We start from the raw sequence: 17,428 nt of genomic DNA, 5'->3' as shown, positions 1-17,428 counted from the left end.
GGTTACCCTAGCATGTAGCCGGATCCGCGTACGGTCTTGAGCAGCGGACGCATGCCCGGCAGGTCGATCTTTCTGCGCAGCAGACCGACGTAGACCTCGATCAGATTAGTGCCCGGATCGAAATGCATGTCCCACACGGACTGGAAGATCATCGTGCGGGTCAGGATCTGCCCGGAGTTTCGGGCAAAGTATTCGAGCAGCTTGAATTCCACGGGCGGCAGCGCGACGGCATGTTCGCCGCGCGTCGCCGTACGGGCAATCAGATCGAGTTCGAGATCGTCGACGCGCAGCACAGTCGATGCGGCTTGCTGTCGACGGCCGCGCCTGCGCAGCAGCACCTCGATACGCGCCTTCATTTCCTCAGCGGAAAACGGCTTGGGGATGTAGTCGTCGCCACCTGCGAGCAAACCGCGCACACGTTCATCGACATCGGACAACGCGCTGATCATCAGAACCGGTGTCTCGATGCCGACACCGCGAATGGTCTTCAGAATCGTCAACCCGTCGATGCCGGGCAACACGCGGTCGAGCGTGATGACGTCGAACTCGTCATGCACCGCACGCGCAATGCCGTCCTGGCCGCTCGTGACCCACTCGACGTCAAAACCGGCGCCGCTGAGCGTATCCACAATGTCGCGCCCGACGATTTGATCGTCTTCGATCGTCAAAATTTTTACCACGATATGCGTGGCCGGCGTCGTAAAGGCCGGCGCAGGAAGAAGCGAACCTGCAGTATCGCAAATTCGCTGCAGTGCAACATGAAACATCTTTTAGGTAAGCCGCAGACGCGATGCGTCCCCGTGAATCGCTAAAAAATCCTTAATCTTTGCCAAGCAGGCGCCCGCGATCACGTTGCGAAGATATGAACACACCACACGTATCCGGTCAGAAACGCCGGACATGGGGGGTGTGGATCCATTCATTCACTTCGCTCACATTCAAAGGTTGCCATTCATGAAACGCCAACTCGCCACGCTTTTGCTCGCCAGCACAGTGACCCTCCTTGCCGGCGCGGCCCATGCCGATCCCGCCCAGACCGCACCCCAAGGTCTGACGCGCGAACAGGTCCGGGCAGATCTGTACAAGTCGTTCCTCAACGGCACCACCGCGGCCGACGAGAAGACCTCGTACCCATCGCCGGCTTCGGACCGTGCCGAACTCTCCGCCCAGCGGATCAAGGAAGCACATGTGAATTCCGCCTATGCGAACTTCGTCCAGTAAGCCGTTGCACGAGCAAGCGCGCCACACCGGTGCGACGATTCCGCTGCGCCCCCGTTCACGGGGGCGCTGTCGCATCCAACGGCGCCTGAGCCCTAACCTGCCCGCTTGCTACCGGATGTAACGCAGCTCAATCCTCGGGAACGATCTCGCTTGAGCATGGATCGATAGAAAACAGGCTCGTACGGCCGGCAATAAATTCCTGGCAGCATCGGCCCTCATAATCGGGGTTGCGCGCCGGCATGGGGACCTGTCCGGGCAGACCAACAAGAGGGACACGACATGAACATGCGCACGAAAGAATTCACCCTCCCCGAAACCGAAACCGAAGCGGTTACCGGTGCAGAGTGGTGGCGCAGCGCGGTGATCTACCAGATCTACCCGCGCTCTTTCGCCGACGCGAATGGCGACGGCATCGGCGATCTGCCGGGCATCACGGCGAGGCTGCCGTATCTCGCCCGCCTCGGCATCGACGCAATCTGGCTCTCGCCGTTCTATCGCTCCCCTCAGGCCGACGCCGGCTACGACGTGGCCGACTATCGTGTCGTGGATCCGCTGTTCGGCACGCTGGACGACTTCGAACGCATGCGACACCAGGCCCATGCGCTGGGGATGAAGGTGATCGTCGACCTGGTGCCCAATCACACGTCCGACGAACACGCCTGGTTCCAGGCAGCGCTGAAGTCGCCGCCCGGCAGCGCCGCACGTGCGCGTTATCTGTTTCGCGACGGCAAAGGTCCGCACGGCGACCTTCCACCGAACAACTGGCAGAGCGTATTCGGCGGCAACGCCTGGTCTCGCGCGCCGGGGGATTCGCAGTGGTATCTGCACCTGTTCGACCGCAAGCAGCCCGACCTCAACTGGGATCACCCCGAGGTCCGCGCGGAATTCGAGGACGTGCTGCGCTTCTGGCTGGACCGTGGCGTGGATGGCTTCCGGGTGGATGTCGCGCATGGTCTCATCAAGGCGCCGGGGTTACCCGACTGGGGCGGTCACGCCGCAATGGTGGAAGGCGCGGCGGATCACGGCAACAACACGAGCCCGATGTGGGATCAGGAAGGCGTGCATGAGATTTACCGCCACTGGCGCCGTCTGCTGGACACCTACCCCGGTGAACGGATGATGGTGGCCGAAGCGTGGATCGCGCCGCAAGCGCGGCTCGCTCGCTACATTCGCGGCGATGAAATGCAGCAGGCGTTCAACTTCGACTACCTGCTTGCCCATTGGGACGCGGCTGAAATCCGCGCGGTCGTCGATAGTTCGTTGGCGGCCTCGGCGGCGGTCGGCGCACCGACGACATGGGTGATGTCCAACCACGACTCCGTCCGCCATACGTCGCGCTACGGTCTGCGCAAACCGGGTGCGCGCCCCAAGGGCATCGACGCGGCCGGCGAGCAGCCCGACGAAGCGTTAGGCCTGCGCCGCGCCCGCGCCGCGGCTTTGCTGACGCTCGCGCTACCGGGATCGGCCTATATCTACCAGGGCGAGGAGCTGGGCTTGCCGGAGCACACCACGCTGGATGCGCGCTATCGGCAAGATCCGGCGTTTTTCCGCACGCAGGGCGCCGAGATCGGCCGTGATGGCTGCCGGGTGCCGCTGCCCTGGAAGGCGGATGCGCCCTCGTTCGGTTTCGGTCCCGGCGAAAAAAGCTGGCTGCCGCAGCCGGATAGTTTTGCTCGCTATGCCGTGGATCGTCAGGACGGTGTGAGCGGCTCGACGCTGGAACTGTATCGCCAGCTTCTACGCTTGCGGCGCGACTATGCGCTCGGTACGGGCCTATTAGAGTGGCAGTCTGCCGGCTCGCCGGACGTGCTGGTCTTCGACAACGGCACGCTGCGCGGCGTGATCAATCTGGGCATGCAGCCCGTTGCGCTGCCGCGCGGCACCTTGCTCGTTGCGAGCGAGCCGCTGGAGACGCACGGTGAGTTGCCCGGCAACACCGCGGCATGGCTGACCTTAAGCTGAGGCTGAAGCGTCGGCCAATGCTGAAGCCGACGCTGAGGTCGGGGCCTCAAAGCAGCCCGCGTTTCGCCAGGCTTCGATACAACGCTCGCACGCCAAAGGTCCACGGAGGAATTGCGGTCGAAAGCTGCACCGTGTTCACCAGCGCCCCGAGCGAAGGCGTCGCGATCGTCACGACATCGCCGAGATGATGCGTGAAACCCGCACCAGGCGCGTCGCGATCCTTGATCGGCGAGAACATCGTGCCGAGGAACAGCATAAAACCATCGGGGTACTGATGATGTGCGCCGCAGGTCTGCGCGACGAGATCGGCCGGATCGCGGCTGATCTCCTTCATATGGCTCACACCCTCGAGCACGAAACCGTCCGTGCCTTCGATGTGTAGCGACAAGCTCGCCGCGCGCACCGTATCCAGCGTAAAGCGCTCGTCGAACAGGCGCACAAACGGCCCGATCGCGCACGAGCCGTTATTGTCCTTTGCCTTGCCCAGCAGCAAGGCCGAGCGGCCTTCGATATCGCGCAGGTTCACGTCGTTACCCAGCGTGGCGCCGACGATCTGAGCGGCGCTATTCACGGCCAGCACGATCTCCGGTTCCGGGTTATTCCACACCGAGGTGGGATACAGACCGACGTCGGCGCCGAGCCCCACGGCGGACATTGGTTGCGACTTCGAAAACACTTCGGCGTCCGGCCCGATGCCCACCTCCATGTATTGCGACCACGCGCCGCGCCGCTCGAGTTCCGCCTTCAGTTTCATCGCGGCGTCCGAGCCGGGTTTGATTTTCGCCAGATCGGTGCCGATCAGTTCCGTGATGGTCCGGCGCACGTCGAGCGCCTTGGCAGCGTCGCCGCCCGCCTGCTCCTCGATCACCCGTTCAAGCAGGCTCACGGCGAACGTCACACCGCAGGCCTTGATGGCCTGCACATCGCATGGCGCAAGCAATCGCGTGTCAGTTTTAGCGGCGGGCGCGAGACTCGCTTCAAGCAGCGCATGCACGGGACCTAACGCTTCGCCCGGCGCGTTGCGGGCGATTTGCACCGCGTCGCTCCGGTCGAACAGATCGGCCGTGGTGGACACCGTGGACGTGATATCGAACACATGGCCGCCGCGGACCACGACGACCGACGGTCCATCAACCGGCGCGGGACGCCAGACGCGGCCTATCAGCAGCGCGTGATCGAGGTCGTCGGGAAGGCAGGCAGCAGAATCGGTTCGCATATCGTCATGTCCTGAACATTGACCAAGACCTGATGCTATCCATGCGATCGCGCAGTGTCCACCCTGTCGACGTACAACGCGGATACGCACCCACTCTCTGGGAACGTAACCCGCTAACCCTGACGACGCGCCGCGTGCAAAGCAGCTTGCCCCACGTACCAGTCCACGCACTGCGGATTCGCCATCGCCTCACGATTGACCACCTTCTCAAGCGCATGGCCGAGAAACAGTTTCTTGACCGGCACCTCCTGCTTTTTGCCGGACAAGGTACGCGGAATTTCCGGCGCCTGCAGAATCTGATCCGGTACGAAACGCGGCGACAGCGAGGTCCTGATGGCCGCCGCCAGGCGCGCTTCCAGCGCCGCATCCAGCACGAGGCCCTCGCGCAGAACGACGAAGAGCGCCAGATAGCTTTCGCGGCCGAGAAACTCGAGATCGATCACCATCGAATCGAGCACTTCGGGCAACGCCTCGACCGCGGCATAGATCTCGCTAGTGCCCATGCGCAAGCCGGCACGGTTGATCGTCGCGTCGCTGCGGCCGTAGATCGTGCAAGCGCCGTCCGCGTCGATCCTGAGCCAGTCGCCGTGACGCCACACGCCGGGGTAGACGTCGAAATAGCTCGACAGGTAGCGGGCATTGCCCGCATCGCCCCAGAAATGGAGCGGCATCGCGGGAATGGGACGCGTGCAGACCAGCTCGCCCACTTCGCCAGTCACCGCTTGTCCCGCTTCGTTCCAGGCCTCGACAGCCGCACCCAGTTGACGGCATTGCATCCGCCCCGGCACTTGCGGCAGTTCACGGTTGCCGGTGATGAAATTGCCGCACAGATCGGTGCCGCCGGAGATGTTGAGCCACCAGATGTCCGGCGTGCCCATGGCGGCGAATTGCGCGCTGCCCCAGCGTTGCACGTCTTCCGGCAGCGGCGAGCCGGTCGTGCCGACGGCGCGCAAGCGTGAGAGGTCGCCGCATTCGGCCAGCGACAACCCCGCCTTCATGCAATTGCCGTGGAACGCTGCGCCCGCGCCGAGGATAGTGACCTTGTGCCGAGCGGCGAAGCGCCACAACACGCCCCAGTCCGGATGGTCCTTGCTGCCGCTGGGACTGCCGTCGTAAAGGCAGATGGTCGTGCCGGCCAGCAAACCCGACACCTGCACATTCCACATGATCCAACCGGTCGAGCTGTACCAGTGGAACCGTTCACCAGGGTTGTTGCTGCTATAGCTCGCGCCGAAGTCGCTATGCAGCACGACACTCAACCCGGTGACCAGAACGCCGCCGTGGCTTTGCACGATCGCTTTGGGCAGGCCCGTGGTGCCGCTCGAGTACACCACCCACAGCGGATGATCGAAGGGCAACCACTCGGGAACAAAGGCCGCCGTGGCGGCATCGTCGCGTGCGACTGTATCGGCGAAACTCAGCGCGTCCGCCACACGCGATGCCGCATGCGGCGTTTCCAGCACGATCAGCGTCTGCACATCCGGCAGCGCCGCACGCAGCGAGGCCACCACCTGGCTGCGATCCATCGAACGACCCGCGTAGCGGACACCGTCCGCGGCAATCAAGACGCGCGGTTCGATCTGACGAAACCGGTCGATCACGGCCTGCAGTCCCATGTCCGGCGCGCACACGCTCCACACCGCGCCGATGCTGCAACAGGCGAGAAACGCCACCACGGTCTCGGGCACGTTGGGCAAATAAGCCACCACACGATCGCCACGTTGCACGCCGCGCTCTCTTAGCGTCAACGCAAGCGCGGCGACCTGGCGCTTCAGTTCGGGCCAACTGAGCTCTCTGATCCAGCCCTGCTCGTCCTCGCTGATAATGGCCGCCATACCCGCCGCATGCGCGGCGTCGGCGTGCCGAAGCACCTGCTGCGCGTAGTTCACCTGGGCGCCTGGAAACCAGCGCGCACCGGGCATGCGCTCCTCGGCCAGCACCGCGCTGTAGGGTGTCGGCGATTTCATGCCGCCGTATTCCCAGACGCTTGCCCAGAACGCGTCGAGGTCCGTGACGGACCAGCGCCACAGCGCATCGTACGAATCGAACGCAAGGCCACGCGTTCGATGCAGCCAGTCCTGATACAGGCGGATTTGCGGAATCCAGGCGGGACTAGCAGGCCGGCGTCCGGCGACAGAATCGGTTGAGTTCATATGTTCGGTCGACAATAAAACAGCGCTACACCTCCAGCCACTCCTTGCGCACCTGCGCATTGGATTTCAGCTCGGCAGGCGTCCCCTCGAAGACGATGCTCCCGTGACCCATGACATAGACGCGCTGCGAGATGTCGAGCGCGATAGCGAGCTTCTGCTCGATCAGCAGCACCGACACGCCGCGCTCCTTGAGCGCCTGCAGATACTCGGCGACCAGCGCCACCAGCTTCGGCGCGAGTCCTTCCGTGGGCTCGTCGATAAGGATCAGGTCCGGGTCGCCCATCAGCGTGCGGCACAGCGTCAACATCTGCTGCTCGCCCCCTGAGAGCACGCCCGCGGCAGTGTTCTCGCGCTCCTTCAGGCGCGGGAACATGCCGTACATGTCCGCCAGCGTCCAGCGCGGCTTGCCCTGGCGCCGACTGCGCTTCTCGCCCAGCAGCAGGTTCTGGCGCACCGTCAGCGTGGGGAAGACGTCGCGATTCTCAGGAACATAACCAATGCCCAACTGGGCGATCTCGAAGGTGCGACGCCCCAGAATTTCCTCGTCGCGAAAGCGCACCGAGCCCGCAGCCTTGACCATCCCGAGGATGGTTTTCGCCATGGTGGAACGCCCTACGCCGTTGCGCCCGAGCAGAGTGACGATCTCGCCTTCGTCGACATGCACATCGACGCCTTGCAGAATGTGGCTCTTGCCGTAGTAGGCGTGCAGGCCTTGCACGTCGAGCATGCGCCCGCTCATCAGTGCGCTCCTTCGGTGGAGCTCTCGTCAAGGGACGCGCCGAGATAGGCCTCCTTGACCTTGCTGTTGTTGCGGATCGCCTCGGGGGTATCCGTCGCGATCACCTCGCCATAGACCAGCACCGAGATACGATCCGCGAGGCCGAATACCACGCCCATGTCATGCTCGACCATCACCAGGGTCTTGCCCACCGTCACATTGCGAATCAACTCCACGGCCTGATCCGATTCGGAACGGCTCATACCCGCGGTGGGCTCGTCGAGCAGGATCACCTCGGCGCCGCCGGCAATCGTGATGCCGATTTCCAGCGCACGCTGTTCAGCGTAGGTCAGGAGGCTTGCCTGCGTTTCGCTGCGCCGCTGCAGCCCGATCAGTTCCAGCACTTCTTCGGCGCGCTGTCGTGCATCATGCAGCTTCGCCAGCCGATGCCAGAACGAGTATTTGTAGCCAAGCGACCATAGCACCGCGCAACGCAGATTTTCGAACACCGAAAGCCGGTGAAAAATATTCGTGATCTGGAAGCTGCGCGACAGCCCCATGCGATTGATCACGAACGGCTTGAGGCCGCCAATCTCGACACCGTTCAATTTGACCGAGCCGGAACTCGGCGCACTACGCCCCGAAATCAGATTGAAGGTGGTCGACTTGCCCGCACCGTTGGGCCCAATCAGTGCATGGCGCTCACCTTTAGGAATACTCAGGTTGACCCCACGGATGATCTCCGTCTGGCCGAAGTTCTTGGTGAGCTCGCTCAATTCCAGTGCGGCCGTCATACCCCGCCTCCTGCCATTTCCGCCTGCACGGCGTCCCACGCCTGATGCACCCGCGCTACCGCCGCTCGCCAGGCCAGCGCTCCGGCTAGCCACAGCGCCACGGCCACCGCCCAGGGCCTGAACGAGGCGGCATCGAAAGCGAAACCCACCAGCGTCATGCCGGTACCGTTGTCGCTGTCGATCTGCAGCTTGTAGGTCAGCTCGACAGTGAGGATCAATGCGGCCAGCAAGACAACACCCGCTCCCAGCGCGACCGCGTAGGAGGGCAGCATGCGGCCCAGCTTGCGCCTGGCGAGCAGCGGCACCTGTTTCATCAACAGACTCGAGACGCCGCCCGGCACGAACATCACCATCAGCACGAAGAAAAGCCCCAGATAAAGCAGCCACGCCTGAGTCAGGCTGGACAGCGCAACGGCGAACAGCACAAACACCACCGCGCCGATGACAGGCCCGAAAAAGAACCCGCCACCGCCGATGAACGTGGCCAGCAACACGCTGCCGGAATGCACGGCGCCCACGTTCTCCGCCGATACGATCTCGAAGTTGATCACCGACAGCCCCCCGGAAATCCCGGCGAAAAAGGCCGACAAAATCACCACGAGGTAGCGTACGCGCTGGGTGTTGTAGCCGACGAACTCGGCCCGCTCGGCGTTGTCGCGCACGGCGTTGGCAATGCGGCCCAAAGGCGTTTGCGTCCACGCATACATCGCGACCATCGACAGCAGGCACCACAACGCGATCAGGTAATACACCTGACGCCCTGGCCCATACGTGATGCCGAGTACCGCATTGCCGACGACGCGGTTAGTCGAAATGCCGCCCTCGCCGCCAAAGAAGTCCGGAAACATCAGCGAACTGGCGAACACCATCTCGCCGATCCCCAACGTAATCATGGCGAACGTGGTACCCGCTTTGCGTGTGGTCACATAGCCGAACAGGATGCCAAAGAACGCACCGCCCAAACCGCCCACCAGCGGCAGTAACGAGACGGGGAACCACAACGCGCCCGCGCCGACCTGGTTGAGCACATGCACCGCGATGAATGCGCCCATGCCCGAATACACCGCGTGGCCGAAGGACAGCATGCCCGACTGGCCGAGCAGCATGTTGTACGAGAGCGCGAAGATGATCATGATGCCCATCTGCGACAACAGGGTGATGGCGAAGCCGCTGGAAAAGATCAGCGGCGCCACCGCCATCACAAGGGCCGTCAACCCCCAGATCAGATAGCGCGCGAGATGACGCGATGAAGCAGCGGTAAGGCCCGGGGCCATGACGTGTTCGTAGCTTTGCCGCATAGTGGGTTTCATGATCTAGCCCTCCCGGGTTCCCATGAGACCACGTGGGCGCACAATCATCATCACCACCATCAGAAGATAAGGCAGCACCGGCGCCATCTGCGACACGGTCAGTTTCCACACCGACGACAACGGCGTGGCGCTCGTCACATGCAGGCCGATTGCGCCGAACAGGTCGGCGAGCGAAGCGTCGATGGTGACGGCGAAGGTTTGCAGCAGCCCGATCAGCAGCGACGCGATAAACGCCCCCGCGAGCGATCCCATGCCGCCCACTACCGCCACGACAAACACAATGGTGCCGACCGAAGCGGCCATCGACGGTGAAGTAACGAACGCATTGCCGCCGATCACGCCGGCCAGACCCGCGAGCGCAGCACCACCGGCGAACACCAGCATGAACACGCGTTGCACATTGTGACCGAGGGCCTCGACCATCTGCGGATGCGTCAGCGCGGCCTGGATCACGAGGCCGATGCGCGTGCGGGTGAGCACCACGTACATCGCGATCAGCATCGACACCGACACGAGCATCATGAAGGCGCGGTACTTGGGAAACACCGACGTGAAGACCTGGAACAGCGGGCCGTCGAGTTCCTGCGGAATGCGGTAAGGCACGGCGGACTGTCCCCAGACCAGCTTGACGGCTTCTTCGATCAGATAGGCGAGACCGAACGTGAACAGCAGTTCGGCCACATGCCCGTACTTGTGCACGGTGCGCAGTCCGAAGCGCTCGACGAGCGCGCCGACCACCACCACCAGCAACGGAGCCAGCACAAGCGCCGGCCAGAAACCGAGCTTGCTGGCGATGGCATACGCAAAATACGCGCCCAGCATGTAGAAGCTGGCGTGCGCGAAATTGAGCACGCCCATCATGCTGAAGATCAGCGTAAGCCCCGACGACAGCAGGAACAGCAGCAACCCGTAGCTGATGCCGTTCAACAGGGAGATGACGAAGAATTCCACGGACAATGTTCCTTACTTCTTGCGGCAGCGTCGGCCAGCGCGTGCCTTGCAATGGAGCGCGGCCAGGCTGACCCGGCCCGCTACCCATCCTTCATCCGGTGACCGGCATGCCGGCCTAGTTCGGTCGCTTCATCTGGCACGTAGTCGGCTGGCTTGCCGACGAAGCGTCGAGCACGGCGTCGGTTCGCCAGCCATAGCCGGTCTTCTCCTGGTCATACTTGACGTCTTTGCCATCCGCCTTGACCCAGGTGGCGATCACAAGGGACTGCTGCGCCTGATGGTCGGACGCGCGCATCTCGACGATGCCGTTCAGGCTTTGGACCTTCATGCCTTCCATGGCCTTGGCCACCTTGACCGGATCCGTGGACCTGGTTTCCTTCATCGCCTTGCCCAGCATCGCCACGGCAGTATAAGCGGCCATTTCGAAGAAATCGTCATCGTATTTCTTCTTGAAGCCATCCATGATCTGATCCGCTTGCGGCGGATTGTCCCTGGTGTTCGCGCCCATATAGCCGACATACCTGACGCGTCCGGCGCCCGCCGCACCCATCGCCGTCGGCACGCCGGTCGTGGAGGCGTAGTAAGTATAGTAATTCGCGGTCACGCCTGCGTCCTTGCCGGCCTTGATCAGCAGTGCGAGATCGCTGCCCCAGTTGCCCGTGATCACCGTATCGGCGCCGGATGCCTTGATCTTGCTGGCATACGGCGAGAAATCCTTGACCTGTGCCAGCGGGTGAAAATCGTCGCCCACGATCTGGATGTCCGGACGCTTGCGCTTGAGATACTCCTGCGCGGTGCGCGACACGTCATGGCCGAAGGAGTAATCCTGATTGATCAGGTAGACCTTCTTGACGTTGGGATCCTTGGCGAGAAAGGTGGTCAACGCTTCCATTTTCATATCGGCGTTGGCATCGAAACGGAAGTGCCAATAGTCGCACTTGCTATTCGTCATGGCCGGATCCACTGCGGCAAAATTCAGGTAGATGATCTCCTTGCCGGGATTGCGCGCATTGTACTTGGACACCGCGTCTTCAAGCGCGAGGCCCACCGAGGAACCGTTGCCCTGCGCGATATAGCGGATGCCCTGGTCGGCCGCCTCATTGAGCAGCGTGAGACTTTGTTGCGGCGACAACTTGTTGTCGAACGGGACCATTTCGAATTTCTGCCCGCCGGCCCAGTCCTGCTGGTTGGCCACCTCGGTCACGTATTGCCAGCTCTTCAGCTCGTTGTTTCCCAACGAACCCATCAGACCCGACAGCGTATCGATGTACGCGATCTTGACCGTTTCCGCCGAAGCGGTACCGCAAGCCAGCGCCATGAACATGGTTGCACCAGCCGCCAGGGAACGCATCTTTTCCATTCAGTTGTCTCCTACGATTTCAGAATCGATCTTTATCTTAGGTATAACTAACTATGTGCGAAGACGGCTCGAGCGCGCAGGTTGGCGCCGTGGCTAGCCGGCGAATCAACATGCAATTTCGCACGACCGTTCGGAGCGTGTCAACGGGCAAACCGCGCAAATGATGTCCCTCGCTGGGCTTAGCCGGGAAAACACCTAGCGCATGGTGCTACGCATCAGAAAGCGAATGGACGTGCTTTTATTTACATGGCGAAGGCTCGCACGTATGATCGCTGGACAATCAGGACGTCCGGCACAACGGAACCCGCGGAGACGAATGCACATGACATGGCTTGACGCATTGCTGAACGAACCCTTCGTCTGCATTACGGATATGATCCGCCGCTTCGCAACCGAGCGCGGCGACCATGCTGCCTTGATCTGCGACGGCAAAGTCGTGACGTACGCTGAACTGGACGCGCAAGTCGATCGCTTTGCGGCCGCATTACAGCGTGACGGGCTCAAGCCTTGCGACGCGATTGCGCTGTGTGCTGCGGCATCGGTCGAATACGTCGTGGCCTTTCTCGGTGGCCTGCGGGCGGGCGCGGCAGTAGCGCCGCTCGCGCCTTCTTCGAGCGCGGCGAGCCTCGTCAGCATGATCGGCAATTCGGGCGCGCGCCTGCTCTTTCTGGACGCCGAGGTCACGCGCCTGCTTGAACCGGTCGCCGGCGAGATCGGCACGACGGCGATTGCACTGGATGGGCATTCGGGCAGTTCTGGCACCAGCGCGCTTCGGACCTGGCTCGCGCCAGAAGGCGCCGAGCCCGTGCCGCTGGCGATCAACCCGGCGTGGCCATTCAACATCATCTACTCGTCCGGCACGACCGGCACGCCGAAAGGCATCGTGCAGTCGCACGGCATGCGCTGGGCCTATGCGCGGCGTAGCATCGAGCGCGGCTACGGGCCGCATGCCACCACGCTGATCTCGACACCGCTGTACTCGAACACCACTCTCGTGAGCTTCATGCCGACGCTCACGTTCGGCGGCACCGTCGTGCTGATGCCGAAGTTCGACGCGACGCAGTACCTGACGCTCGCGCAGCAACATCGTGTGACGCACACGATGCTCGTGCCGGTCCAGTATCAGCGGCTGATGGCCCATCCCGACTTCGACCGCTTCGACCTGTCCAGCTTCGAAGCGAAGTTCTGTACCAGCGCGCCGTTTGCAGCCAGCGTGAAGGCGGACGTGGTCCGGCGCTGGCCCGGCAAACTCACCGAGTACTACGGCATGACGGAGGGCGGCGGATCATGCCAACTGGAGGCGCACGCGTTCCCTCACAAACTGCATACGGTCGGCAAGCCCGTGGAAGGTCACGACATCCGCCTGATCGACGAGCAAGGCAACGAGGTGATGCAAGGCGAAGTCGGCGAAATCGTCGGCCATTCGCCGGCCATGATGACCGGTTACTACCGGCAACCGGAAAAGACCGCCGAGGCGGAATGGTACGACCCGGGCGGCAAGCGCTTTATCCGCACCGGCGATATGGGACGTTTCGATGAAGACGGCTTCCTCACGCTGCTCGATCGCAAGAAGGACATGATCATTTCGGGCGGCTTCAATGTGTACCCGAGCGATCTGGAAGCGGAGCTGCGTGCGCATCCTGATGTGGCGGACGCGGCCGTGGTCGGCGTGCAGTCGGAGCAATGGGGCGAGACGCCGGTGGCGTTCGTCGTGCGTCACCCACACACCGTGCTAGACGAAGATGCGTTGCTGGGGTGGATCAATGCGCGCTTAGGGAAGATGCAGCGGCTCTCCGCGCTGAGATTCATTGATGCATTGCCGCGCAGTCCGATCGGCAAGGTGCTGAAACGGGAGTTGCGTGAGCAGTTTCATTCAGCGGCGCGAGGGCCTATCGCGTAGCGTCGGGCCGGCTTCTCTTCCCGGCTGATTCCCGGGCTGAATTCTGGCGTCAAAGGTCAAAGGAAAAGGCGGTGCGTTCTCATTCGAAAGCACCGCCCTCCTTCATTGCGCCTCAGGTCCGCAAAATCCGGCGCGGTTTCATGCCTACATACCTACAGACTTACATGCCCAGGTTGCTCACGATAGCGAGGCTCGGGCAGTAATGCGTAGCGCTCAAGTACGCCGCTTGCTGCGAACGAACGCCGGCAGCGCTGGACGTCGGCGGATCGATAAACACTTGCGCATTGTTCGACCCTGCCGGAGCAGTGAGGGTCATCGTCACTTTCCACCAGTTGCCCGACTTCACAGCGCTCAGCGAGGTCGCCTGTCCTGCACCCCATGTCCCTCTCACGATCGCACCGGTGTTCGTATTGAGCACCCAGCCGAATTCGGTGCCGTTCGGGTCGTCGGTCTGGATCGATCCGCCAGGGAAGACCGTCGCATTGGTGGTCGCAAGCACATAGTCAGTAAAGCTATACGATTGGCCGCCCTGAACCCGGATGATCTCGCGGACATTCGAAACTGACGAACCATTGGTGCTGGTCACCGTTGCGGCGCCCCGGTTCACGCCCGAGACATCGGTCGCCGGCACGGCGGTGCCGCCATTCTGTTGGGCCCATGTATCCGGTTCGGCGAGGCTCAGCGGCGAATCGATCAGGTTGTTTGCATAGCAGGCAGCCGTAGTCTTGTCGGCCGGCGGTCCGTAAAAGCTGGCAATGCTCGCCTGGATCGCGTTATCGGTCGTGTCCGAGGTTGCCTTGGTGATCACCGCGCCTTCGAAGAACTGAACAGGAGCCGCGCTACCGTCGCCGCCTTCGCCCAGCGACAAGCCGCCTTGCCATTGACCGTTAAAGGCATGGCCCGCATCGTTGCCAAAGTTAAGGGCTTCGGGCGGCGCCTGGTCATAGGCTGCGGTGAGGACACTCTGCGAGGAAGAGCCATCCTTAACCACAAAGACATTTGATGCGGTCACGGGTGAGTATTTGGAGAGGACGGTGACGAACTTGTCCTTCGGCGGTTGCTGCGGCCCGTAGAGATAGACACCCGCCTCTGCATCGACACCCGGCCAGTTGGTATCGAGCGCGTTGCACACCGGGTCCTTCACGTTGGGCGCCTGGCTCGAATCGCCATCGCAATAGCCAAACACCGCGGCGTTGCCATTCGAGAACGCCAGCGCGAACATCTCGCCTTCGACTTCGCCATGTGCATAGGTGCCGGAGTTAGCACTGCTCTCCATATTGCCGTACGTGCCGCAGCAGGTCGATGACTGGCTGTAGTGCGCGCCTGCCACCATGTACTCCGCGATCTCGGTGTCCCCGATCGACTGGTTCACCGTACCAAAGCGGTTGCGATACGCCTGTCCCGCCAACGTCCCCAAGGCCGGAATCTCGGCGCCTTGCGATGGTACGAAGCCAAGCTTGGCGGGCGTGCCGGGTAGCGCCGGCAAGTCGTTACCGATCGATACCTGCAGGGTAGGCGACGCAGTGGTCAACGCGGTAGGAGGCTGCAGCAGTTGCACAGTCAGCGTCCCCGAGCCTGGAAGCGTGATCGTCGCAAAGCCGTTGAGGACCGGAACCGTCGTCGCTTTTTGCGCCGCTGAACTGGTGCTCGGAACGGTCAACGACTCGGTTCCGTCCGCGTTGAGCGTGAGGGTAGCCGGCACATTGCCGAACGCGCCACCCTTCAGCGGCGCCACCAGGTCGATCTGATCGTAGAGGTAGGTGACGGAACAGGTGGTGTTGTTGCAGAACGCGTTCGCGCTGTTGACATTGGCTGAGCCGATCAGCGTGCGGTCCGCGCCACGCGGCAAACTACCCGACGTATACGGATAGACGTTCAAGGTGGTGTTATCGGACGCCCGCTGGATCTGGAACAGCGGACCCTTGTAACTCTTCGTCAGCAAGCGCGTCACACTGTGGGCTGCAGAGCAAGGCGTGTTGGCGGTTGCGGCGGCGTCGCACGGTAGCGGAACCGACGAGCTTGCCTCATCCGTCGATGCACTGTCGTTTGACTGGGCTGCGGCAGTCGCCGGCGACAAACTTGAGTTCGATACCCCGGCGGCCTGCGATGCGCTGCCGCCACTGTCTCCATCGCACGCAGCAAGCGCGACAGTCATTGCCAACAAGACGGAAATTAATCCCACTCCTCTGGACATCATGACCTCCTCCTATAAGACCAAGCATCGGATTAGATTCAGAACATTTAGTTATGCAAACTTACTGACACAGAATCGTCACGGGTCAAGCTAGCATGCTTCGGAACTGTCAGTCGCTTACCACGGGTTAGAAGATGAACTACGGGGTGATGCAGCGCGCCGTCTCGACCGCGCCGCGCCTGGTAACGAGATTGAACTTCGGGTGGAACGCGCGGATGCCGGCGAGCGGGCCGTCGAATGGCACTGATGGGCCGTCAGGCAAGCACTCGCCTACGGCTGGCGGAAAAGTAACGCTCATCGCGTATCGCTGGTACCGGTGGCTAGTACACGAGGTCGGTGGCCAGCATCGCCACCATCCGTTGCAGCGCTGTGCGACTCATCATCCTCGTCTCCATTGTCGTTGCATCGACTGTCTGCCCAGCGGGTCAGCGGTCGATGCCGCGCGGCAGGGGGACGCCTCGCGTGGTAATAATATTAGTCAATATTATCTCCGAACCTACTAAGGACAATCCCTACGTCGAAAATACGGGGTTCGACCATTTGTGGCGCTGTATCGTCATATACAAGCGGTGACCAGATGCCAGGAAAATATTATCGCTAATATGATCTTTAATTATTTGTTGCGATTGGATTACGTTGTGCATGCGCCGCATGCGCAACCTGACGGGTCGTAGGCCGTAACAGGTTCACGATTGGTATGCTTTCTGCGAACATCCATCACTTCCCGACACTCATCCTGGAGACACGTCATGCCCACCTCGTCCACTGCTCGCCGTGCGGCCTTCCGCGCCAAGGTCGAAGAACGCCAGGGGTTGCTCGTGCCCGGCGCGTTCAACGCAATGAGCGCGCGCGTCATTCAGGACGCCGGTTTCGAAGCGCTCTATCTGACCGGCGCCGGCGTGACCAACATGTCGCTCGGCCTGCCGGATCTGGGTTTCGTCGGCTTGCACGAAATCGCCGAACACACGGCACGGGTGCGCGACGCGGTCGAACTGCCGTTGATCGTCGATGCCGATACCGGCTTCGGCAATGCGCTCAACGTGCGCCATACGGTGCGCACGCTCGAACGCAGCGGCGCCGACGCGATCCAGTTTGAAGACCAGGTGATGCCGAAGAAATGCGGTCATTTCTCCGGCAAGGAAGTGATCGCGACCGGTGAGATGCTCGGCAAGATTCACGCAGCCGTCGATGCCCGCGAGGACCACAACCTGCTGATCGTCGCACGCACCGACGCCGCCGCCGTACATGGCATCGAAGACGCGATCGAGCGCGGTCACCGCTTTGTCGAAGCGGGCGCGGACATCCTGTTCATCGAAGCGACCGAATCGCTCGCCGACATCGAGCGCTTGCCCAAACTGATCAACGCACCGCAGTTGATCAACATCGTGATCGGCGGCAAAACGCCGACGCAATCGCGCGAAGCGCTCGGCAAGCTCGGCTACGCAATCGTGCTCTATGCGAACGCCGCCCTCCAGGGCGCGGTACTTGGCATGCAGCGGGCGCTCGGCACGCTGCGCGACAACGGCCGGCTGGACGAAGACACCTCGCTGGTCGCGCCGTTCAGCGAGCGGCAACGGCTCGTCAACAAGCCTTTGTACGACCGGCTCGATCGCGAATACGCAGATAAAGAGAAGTGAACGCGACGGCCG

13 protein-coding genes are annotated in these 17,428 nt (G+C 62.2%); 4 read left to right on the top strand and 9 right to left on the bottom strand.

What is annotated here, in order from left to right; genetic code table 11:
* Positions 1-2 precede the first annotated feature (2 nt).
* Positions 3-680, bottom strand: coding sequence for a response regulator transcription factor (locus BUS12_RS03520; protein WP_074297043.1), 678 nt, complete (start codon positions 678-680; stop codon positions 3-5).
* 274 nt (positions 681-954) lie between these two features.
* On the opposite strand from BUS12_RS03520, the gene BUS12_RS03515 reads away from it, so the two are divergent.
* Both BUS12_RS03515 and BUS12_RS03510 read left to right on the top strand, forming a co-directional pair.
* Positions 955-1,221 (top strand): DUF4148 domain-containing protein, encoded by a 267-nt coding sequence (locus tag BUS12_RS03515; RefSeq protein WP_074294265.1) that lies wholly within the window; start codon positions 955-957, stop codon positions 1,219-1,221.
* Positions 1,222-1,506: 285 nt separating this feature from the next.
* Entirely contained in the window at positions 1,507-3,183 is a 1,677-nt protein-coding gene (locus BUS12_RS03510) for a glycoside hydrolase family 13 protein (protein WP_074294264.1), read from the top strand.
* Positions 3,184-3,229: 46 nt separating this feature from the next.
* Here the strand turns inward: BUS12_RS03510 and BUS12_RS03505 are convergent, their stop codons facing one another.
* From BUS12_RS03505 to BUS12_RS03475, 7 genes are all read right to left on the bottom strand, one after another.
* Positions 3,230-4,399, bottom strand: coding sequence for a fumarylacetoacetate hydrolase family protein (locus BUS12_RS03505; RefSeq protein ID WP_074294263.1), 1,170 nt, complete (start codon positions 4,397-4,399; stop codon positions 3,230-3,232).
* Between the two features lie 113 nt (positions 4,400-4,512).
* Complete coding sequence (locus BUS12_RS03500; protein ID WP_074294262.1) at positions 4,513-6,552, bottom strand: acetoacetate--CoA ligase; 2,040 nt, start codon at positions 6,550-6,552, stop codon at positions 4,513-4,515.
* A gap of 25 nt (positions 6,553-6,577) precedes the next feature.
* Complete coding sequence (locus BUS12_RS03495; protein WP_074294261.1) at positions 6,578-7,291, bottom strand: ABC transporter ATP-binding protein; 714 nt, start codon at positions 7,289-7,291, stop codon at positions 6,578-6,580.
* Positions 7,291-8,064 (bottom strand): ABC transporter ATP-binding protein, encoded by a 774-nt coding sequence (locus BUS12_RS03490; protein WP_074294260.1) that lies wholly within the window; start codon positions 8,062-8,064, stop codon positions 7,291-7,293. The genes BUS12_RS03495 and BUS12_RS03490 overlap by 1 nt, the downstream gene beginning before the upstream one ends.
* Positions 8,061-9,362, bottom strand: coding sequence for a branched-chain amino acid ABC transporter permease (locus BUS12_RS03485; RefSeq protein WP_253190110.1), 1,302 nt, complete (start codon positions 9,360-9,362; stop codon positions 8,061-8,063). Before BUS12_RS03485 ends, BUS12_RS03490 begins: the two co-directional genes overlap by 4 nt.
* A gap of 15 nt (positions 9,363-9,377) precedes the next feature.
* Positions 9,378-10,325 carry a branched-chain amino acid ABC transporter permease gene (locus BUS12_RS03480; protein ID WP_074294258.1) on the bottom strand — a complete coding sequence of 316 codons (948 nt, stop codon included), beginning with the start codon at positions 10,323-10,325 and terminating at the stop codon, positions 9,378-9,380.
* 115 nt (positions 10,326-10,440) lie between these two features.
* Positions 10,441-11,685 carry a branched-chain amino acid ABC transporter substrate-binding protein gene (locus BUS12_RS03475; RefSeq protein WP_074294257.1) on the bottom strand — a complete coding sequence of 415 codons (1,245 nt, stop codon included), beginning with the start codon at positions 11,683-11,685 and terminating at the stop codon, positions 10,441-10,443.
* A 322-nt stretch (positions 11,686-12,007) separates the two neighbouring features.
* On the opposite strand from BUS12_RS03475, the gene BUS12_RS03470 reads away from it, so the two are divergent.
* Entirely contained in the window at positions 12,008-13,585 is a 1,578-nt protein-coding gene (locus BUS12_RS03470; protein WP_074297041.1) for a class I adenylate-forming enzyme family protein, read from the top strand.
* Between the two features lie 160 nt (positions 13,586-13,745).
* Here the strand turns inward: BUS12_RS03470 and BUS12_RS03465 are convergent, their stop codons facing one another.
* Positions 13,746-15,740: an arabinofuranosidase catalytic domain-containing protein gene (locus BUS12_RS03465; RefSeq protein ID WP_290439568.1), complete on the bottom strand. Its 1,995-nt coding sequence runs from the start codon at positions 15,738-15,740 to the stop codon at positions 13,746-13,748.
* 788 nt (positions 15,741-16,528) lie between these two features.
* Here BUS12_RS03465 and BUS12_RS03460 point away from each other — a divergent pair.
* Positions 16,529-17,416 (top strand): isocitrate lyase/PEP mutase family protein, encoded by an 888-nt coding sequence (locus BUS12_RS03460; protein ID WP_074294255.1) that lies wholly within the window; start codon positions 16,529-16,531, stop codon positions 17,414-17,416.
* Positions 17,417-17,428: the final 12 nt, after the last annotated feature.

This window comes from Paraburkholderia phenazinium, from assembly GCF_900142845.1.
GTDB lineage: Bacteria > Pseudomonadota > Gammaproteobacteria > Burkholderiales > Burkholderiaceae > Paraburkholderia > Paraburkholderia phenazinium_A.
Note: the sequence above shows the minus strand (reverse complement) of the source record. Positions and strands in the feature narration are given on the sequence as shown.